The sequence below is a fragment of the Moorena bouillonii PNG genome (genome assembly GCF_001942495.1).
Taxonomy (GTDB): Bacteria; Cyanobacteriota; Cyanobacteriia; order Cyanobacteriales; family Coleofasciculaceae; genus Moorena; species Moorena bouillonii.
Genome location: NZ_MKZS01000001.1, coordinates 5,654,764 through 5,661,528, shown reverse-complemented (window position 1 = coordinate 5,661,528; position 6,765 = coordinate 5,654,764). Strand labels below are relative to the sequence as shown.

Here is a 6,765-nt window from a genome sequence, read left to right as displayed (position 1 = left end):
ATTTGGTCAATTTAAGATATATCAAGGGTTACAGGGCGCTTGTCGCCCCCCCAGGAAAAACCCCCTAAATCTATGGTCGAAAACCCTTGGCAACCCTTATCGACATTGGCAAACTAATCACAACTGATCCCAATAGTAATCGTCCAGTCATTGCAGGAACTCGAACCTCTGTGCGCCGAATTGCTGGCCTATATAATCAAGGTAACAACGCGCTATGAAATAGCCAGACGATTAAATCACCTAACAATCACTCAAGTTTATGCCGCATTAACTTATTATCATGCTAACCGTCAGGAAATAGACGAAGATATCGCAGCCGAACAAACCGCCTATGAAGAACTGGCCAAACAACATTATCAGGCAACCTTAGCCTAAACATGACACAGATTCGCCTTTATTTAGATGAAGATACCATGGATAGCGATCTGATAACGGCCTTGCGTCTTCGCAACGTGAATGTTGTCTCGACAGGGGAAGCTCAAATGTTGTCCCGTAGCGATGAAGAACAATTACAATGGGCCTATGACCAAAGCGCGTTTTATTTATAGCTTTAATGCCCGATACTTTTATAGAATTCATACTAATTTTATCGAAAAAATACAATAACATTCAGGGATTATTTTAGGGTTTCAAAACTATTAAATTGGTGAGTAAATGCGGTGAATTTTAAGGATAATTGCCACGCTCATCAGCAGAAGAAATGAAAAATCTAGTAGAATTTTTAAGTGCTTGGGGAGAATAATAGCGTAAGCTTTACCCAAGACACCAAGCGAGTGCGATCGCGTAGCGTGGCCTACGGCCAATCGCTCTTTTCTGGTGGGCAAATGGACTAGATCACGCTATCAAATTGCCAAACTTTGATAATTTGCCCACCCTACCCTACTAGCTCCCTGCTCCCTGCTCCCTGCTCCCTGCTCCCTGCTCCCTGCTCCGAGATCCGAGATCCGCTGTTCCCAGATCCGCTGTTCCCTTGCTATAATCCATGATTAACCAAACCCAGGTATTCCCTCCCAACCCCCAATTTCAGCAACTCTTTCTGCTGTTACAGCGCTTAGACGGACTGCTAGAACGAGCTTTAGCCGCTGCCCAAGTTACCTATGGTTCCATGGCTGCAACTAATCCCTATCGGGGGATGCAAGTTGACCAGGAAGAAGTGGAACAGTTGCTGACTCGGCCACCAGGAACACCAGTATTGCAGGTAGATACAGAAACCGAACAGGAGTTACCCTCTGATGCTATCCTGGCAGGCTCATCTCTAGCATGGCTCCAAGAAACCTTTGCCCTCTCTGCTTTCGATGTCGATATTATTGCGATCGCTCTCGCCCCGGAACTAGACCGGCGCTATGAACGAATCTACACCTATCTCCAAGACGATATCCGGTGTAAACGACCCACTGTGGATCTCGTCCTGAATCTGCTCTGTCCAACTGGGGAAGCGAAACTGGCGCGGCGTAGTCACTTTACCCCAGAAGCTCCTCTCCTAGGTCATAGTCTACTACACCTGGTCTCGGACCCTAATCAGCTCCAGCCTACTCTGCTCGCTCACAATCTTAAACTGGATGGGCTAGTCCTGGCTCTGCTGTTGGGAGAAAAAGGATTAGATCAGCGACTGAAACCCTTCTCGACCTTACTTGAGCCGACTATTTCCCTGGAAGAACTACCGTTACATCAGGAAGTAAAGCAGGCTTTATTAACAATAGTTGTCGAAGATTGGCAAGCAAGCAAACCCCTGGCACTGTATTTTGAGGGTGCAGATACTAGTGTTAAACACCGTGCCGCCCAAGCTATTGCCAGGGCTGTGGAAGCACCGTTGCTAACCGTAAATTTAACTCGGGTTGTAGAAGCCAAAGCTGACTTGGAGCTAACCCTGAAACTAGCTTACCGTCAAGCCTGGTTTCAGAAAGCTTTAGTTTACCTAGAAGGACTAGAAACTCTACAACAAACTATACAAAGTTCCGAGAATTCCAGTCAATATCTATCTCTGCTAAGAATCATAGCAGACCATCAAGGAATTACTATCCTCGCTGGTGAAAAACCCTGGAGGCCAGAGAAAACTATAGCAATGGGAATGGTTACTGTTCCTTTTCCCATCCCTGAGTTTACTGTTCGTCGCTGGTGTTGGCAGAATCAACTAACCGCAGCTGGTATTTCCCTAGACAGACCAGAGCTAGATGCTTTATGCGATCGCTTCCGCCTCAATTCCGAGCAAATTACTGATGCCGTGATCGATGCCTGTAATCGAGCCCGTTGGCGAATTGCCCAAAACACTCCCCCCACTCCCCACACTCCCAACCTCCCACACTGCCTTGAAAAACCCACCTTGTCGGAACTATTTGCAGCAGCCCGTGCCCAATCTGGTCATCAACTAGGTTCATTGGCACGTCAGATTCAGCCTAAGTACAGCTGGGATGATATTGTCCTGCCAGTTAATCAAAAGGCTCAGTTGCGGGAAATTTGTAATCAAGCCAAATATCGACAGCTGGTGTGGGAAGAGTGGGACTTCCAGAGCAAGCTTTCCCTGGGCAGAGGACTGAATGTGATGTTTTCTGGCCCACCAGGGACTGGTAAAACCATGGCAGCGGAAATTATTGCCCACGAATTAGAGCTTGACCTCTATAAGATTGACCTGTCCCAAGTGGTCAGTAAGTATATCGGGGAGACAGAAAAAAACCTCAATCGCATCTTTACAGCTGCTGCCAATGCTAACGCCATTCTCCTGTTTGATGAAGCAGATTCCCTGTTTGGCAAGCGCTCTGAAATCAGCAGTGCCCATGACCGCTACGCCAATATTGAGGTTGGCTATCTCCTGCAAAAGATGGAGGAGTACGAAGGAGTGGCGATTTTGACCACCAACCTCCGCACTAATATGGACGATGCCTTTGTCCGGCGATTACGTTTTATTATTGAGTTTCCTTTTCCTAATCTCAAAGACCGCCGCCGGATCTGGGAGCAAATCTGGCCTAGTCCTGTACCTCGCTCTGAGGAACTGGATTTAGATTTTATCGCCCGTAACTGCGAGATTGCTGGGGGCAATATTCGTAATATTGCTCTGGCTGCTGCTTTTATAGCAGCAGATGATGGTGGAATTGTCAAGATGAATCACCTGCTGCGTGCAGTCCGGCGAGAGTATCAGAAGATGGGAAAAGTGTTAATAGAGGGTGATTTTGGTCAGTATGCTGGCCTAATGTGATGATTCGTAATAACTCAAATAACTGTGCAAACAATTCACTAAGCACGTTTAAGTTGTGTGTATTGTTGTTACGGAGAAGATTTAAGGGACAGTTTGCAGACTAAAGTGGGTACTTGCCAACTCAAATTGCCGATTGACCTCAGCCAGTTTGCCGATGATTTGGCGACCTGGGCTAAGAGTGAGGAAATGAGATGATTCATGACCTGGATAGAACGTTGGAGGAATTGCTCAAGGGCGAACTACCTCCTGAGCTAATCTCGTCAGTTACTATTAGCTTTGCCACACCTGACAAGGATTTTAGTGTCAAACCAGCGATTAATCTTTTTCTTTACGATGTGCGTGAGAATCTGGAGTTACGCAACACCACCTGGTCAACAGAACGCAGTAACGGTAGGGCAACCAAAAGGCGTAATCCAGTGCGAGTGGATTGCTCTTACCTAATCACCGCTTGGTCCGCTCTTACAGGTAATGGTCAAAGACCAGAGCAAGAAGAGCACCAATGGCTGGGGGAGGTAATGAAAGTGCTACTGCGTCATCGTATAATTCCAGCGGCTGTATTACAGGGAAGCCTCATGGGGATGGAACCTCCGATCAGGACAGTTAGTCTGAGTCAGAGCAACCTACAGAGTTTGGGTGAATTCTGGCAAGCAATGGGAGGAAAGCCCAGACCAGCATTGAACTACACCCTTACTATGGCTGTGGAAGTCGATGATCCAGTTGAGGCAGGAACCTTGGTAACAGATATCAGGATTGGGTAATTGCGGATTGGGAATTGGTTGACTATTTACCATTAGCCATTAGCCATTAGCCATAACCAAGATAGTTGACTAAGGGAGTATTGCTCGTGTCAAATAAGATTAGGTTGGAAGCAATCCGCCATCAGGTTGCGATCGCTGGGCAGGTTAAAGATGCCCAAACTAAGCAGGTGATTCCGGGAGCAGTGGTCGAAATTGCCGATATGCCCGAAAGCTTGAAAAGCAAGTTAGATCTGCTAGCTGGCCTGTATGGAGATGACTGGGAAAAGAGGGTCGAGCGACCTGACCGCACTCGTACCAGAGTTGACGGCTATTTTTACTTCCAGGATCTCCCTGATGGGTCATATACCTTGACGGCTTCCTTGCTAGGTACGGGTACTCGCTATAGTGCTGACCCAACCATCAAAACGATACCGCCTGATTCTGATCTCGAATCCGATGATACCGAGGTTCAGGTGTCACGAGATTCAGATGGTGCGATCGCGATACCTACTGTTAATTTCTATTTCCAACCAACTGCTCTCAAGGGTAACGTCACCAACTCAGAGGACGGTGAAGCTGTCGTTATGGCCAAAGTTGAGATTGAGGGGAGTGGTGAGTATACCTTTACTGACAACGATGGGAACTATCTCCTGAGTAGTCTCGAAGCATCTACGGATAAATCAAGTGCTCGTCCAGTTAAGGTTAAAGTTGTTGCCCAAGGCTACCAGAAAGAAACGTCTCAACTTGTAGACTTGAACCAAGGGCAAGTGACCACTCACAATTTGGTAGTGGTAAAGGTGTAGTGGTTTGGAAAAGGTTTTGTTAAGGTTTCGGTGGCTAAAATCACTACTTGTATCCCACTAAGTACAATTTTTATCAATAGGGGGAGTTTGAGGGGGAAAGAATACCCCATCCTTCTTAAGGTGTTGAAGTTACCGTAAGGATAGTGGAGCCTTAATCAAAAAGTTTTAACCCTTTTATGCATAGCCGACTAACCATAAAGGCGACCCTATCCTAAGGCGCGCGTCTCTAGGATGAATTTCCCTCTCAAATATTTAAGGTAATCGACCAGTCTTGCCTAGGGATTCTAGGTACTCAGACAAGTTTAAACCTGCCTTGATCGCCATTTGTTTCAAACCTTCCCATGCCGCATCTGTTGTTCTAACTGTATGCGCTTTCTTCGCCTCTCCATGTATTGGTGGTCTCCCAGTTCTTTTTCCCATAATGTTGACATCTGTATTTCGATAAGCTATAATTAATGTAGCATAAACAGAAAGGTCGAATAAATGCAGCTAGGGTACTCCTATAAACTCAAGCCAAACCGACAACAAGAAGCCACGATGAAAAAATGGCTTGACATGTTGCGATCAGAAGACAACTACCTATTAAGAGATAGAAATGACTCTTATGATCAGGTAAAAGCTCCAAGGTTGGGTAATTACTGCGATCTGAGAAGTGGTGGAGAGGTGTGCCCGCTGACTTGTTCTGTAAGCAGAAATCATTCCGTGGGTTACCCCTGGAAAAACAGCAAAAAAAATCCAAGGAGGAGTGCGTATGAGGCTCACAGTTCAAATCTTCCAATTCTCAAGAAGGAGAGACCTTGGTACAAAATAATCCATTCAACTGTTCTGCAACAAACCCTAAGGCAGTTAGATGTCGCATTCTCTAAGTTTTTTAAGGGAGAGACTGGATATCCAAAGCCTAAAAGAAGGTCACGATTCAGAAGCTTCAAGTATGCTCCTGGTCAAGTAAAACTAGATGGGAACAAAATATATCTTCCGGGTATTGGTTGGATGGGCTTTTACAACTCTCGCCCTATTCCTGAAGGATTCACTCTAAAATCTGTGACTGTTCGTAGGAAAGCTCGGGGATGGTTTGTCAGTCTTCAGATCGAAGACAAGTCAGTTCCGGCAATCCTTACAAAAGACAAGTATGAGATTGATCCTTTAAAAGTTAAAGGTTGTGATCTAGGTATCAAGAAATTAATCAGTATATCTAATGGGAAGACAATAGCGAATCCAGCCAAACAAAAATCTTTTAGGCGTAGAGAAAGGCGACTAAAACTCAGACAAAAAGCGGCTAGCCGAAAAAGGAAAGGATCTAAAAATAGAGGAAAGTCTTACTCTAAGGTAGCTTCACTTCATGAGCGGATTACAAACAAACGTACTGCGTATCAATGGAATGTTGCCAATCAATTAGTTAATGGAACAGATGCCCTAGTTTTCGAGGATATGAACATCAAGGCAATGAAGTCTCGGTGTAAACCCAAACCCAACGAAAATGGCGGATATGACCGTAACGGACAATCCACTAAAAGAGGTTTAAATCGCTCAATATCTAATGCAGCCTGGGGAGAACTAGTCAAAAAGGTAGAGGTCGTGGCTGCAAAGTCAGGCATACCAGTAGTAAAGATAAATCCCAGGCATACGTCTCAAAAATGCCCAAAATGTCATCACATAAGTAAAGCCAACAGAAAAAAGGAAAAGTTTGTTTGTACCAACTGTGGCCACTATGATGATGCCGATATTAATGGGGCAATAAATATCAGAATGCGGGGTCTAAAAAAACTGGGTATTGACCCATTAGACGCGCGCCTTAGATAGTGGAGCCTTAATTACAAATTTTTAACCAAAGGTGCGCTTTCCGTAGGCGAATTAAATTCGCCACGGGTCGCACCTCTTTTACTCATAGCCTGCAAACTATAAAGGCTCCACTATCTTACGGTAACTTTAAACCCAGCTACCGACCGTGCGGGGGAAAGTTACGCCCTTGGAGATAACAGCAACATAGTTGTTGTGCCGGGGAATCCCCATCCCTCTACAGGGTGGGGAGGTTCAA

Annotated in this window: 7 protein-coding genes and 1 pseudogene; 6 read left to right on the top strand and 2 right to left on the bottom strand. The window is 45.5% G+C overall.

Annotated features, from left to right (window positions below):
* Nucleotides 1-86 precede the first annotated feature (86 nt).
* Nucleotides 87-375: pseudogene (locus tag BJP37_RS23020) on the top strand (DUF433 domain-containing protein).
* Nucleotides 376-377: 2 nt separating this feature from the next.
* The gene (locus BJP37_RS42815) at nucleotides 378-548 is read left to right on the top strand and encodes a hypothetical protein (protein ID WP_229415423.1); all 171 of its coding nucleotides are present in this window, start codon (nucleotides 378-380) and stop codon (nucleotides 546-548) included.
* Between the two features lie 90 nt (nucleotides 549-638).
* On the opposite strand, the gene BJP37_RS42810 is transcribed toward BJP37_RS42815, so the two are convergent.
* Nucleotides 639-824 (bottom strand): hypothetical protein, encoded by a 186-nt coding sequence (locus BJP37_RS42810; RefSeq protein WP_229415422.1) that lies wholly within the window; start codon nucleotides 822-824, stop codon nucleotides 639-641.
* Nucleotides 825-982: 158 nt separating this feature from the next.
* Here BJP37_RS42810 and BJP37_RS23010 point away from each other — a divergent pair, with 158 nt between their 5' ends.
* The 3 genes from BJP37_RS23010 (at nucleotide 983) to BJP37_RS23000 (ending at nucleotide 4,730) form a co-directional block, all read left to right on the top strand.
* Entirely contained in the window at nucleotides 983-3,190 is a 2,208-nt protein-coding gene (locus BJP37_RS23010; RefSeq protein ID WP_075902275.1) for an ATP-binding protein, read from the top strand.
* Between the two features lie 191 nt (nucleotides 3,191-3,381).
* On the top strand, nucleotides 3,382-3,948 hold the full coding sequence (locus BJP37_RS23005) for a Pvc16 family protein (protein ID WP_070394513.1): 567 nt from the start codon (nucleotides 3,382-3,384) through the stop codon (nucleotides 3,946-3,948).
* A gap of 86 nt (nucleotides 3,949-4,034) precedes the next feature.
* Nucleotides 4,035-4,730 carry a carboxypeptidase-like regulatory domain-containing protein gene (locus BJP37_RS23000; RefSeq protein WP_158069730.1) on the top strand — a complete coding sequence of 232 codons (696 nt, stop codon included), beginning with the start codon at nucleotides 4,035-4,037 and terminating at the stop codon, nucleotides 4,728-4,730.
* A 252-nt stretch (nucleotides 4,731-4,982) separates the two neighbouring features.
* Here the strand turns inward: BJP37_RS23000 and BJP37_RS41455 are convergent, their stop codons facing one another.
* A complete protein-coding gene (locus tag BJP37_RS41455; RefSeq protein WP_198954039.1) occupies nucleotides 4,983-5,150 on the bottom strand; it encodes a hypothetical protein in 168 nt (55 codons plus the stop codon).
* A gap of 63 nt (nucleotides 5,151-5,213) precedes the next feature.
* Between BJP37_RS41455 and BJP37_RS22995 the strand changes: the two genes are divergently transcribed.
* Nucleotides 5,214-6,530 (top strand): RNA-guided endonuclease InsQ/TnpB family protein, encoded by a 1,317-nt coding sequence (locus BJP37_RS22995; protein WP_269087001.1) that lies wholly within the window; start codon nucleotides 5,214-5,216, stop codon nucleotides 6,528-6,530.
* Nucleotides 6,531-6,765 lie beyond the last annotated feature (235 nt).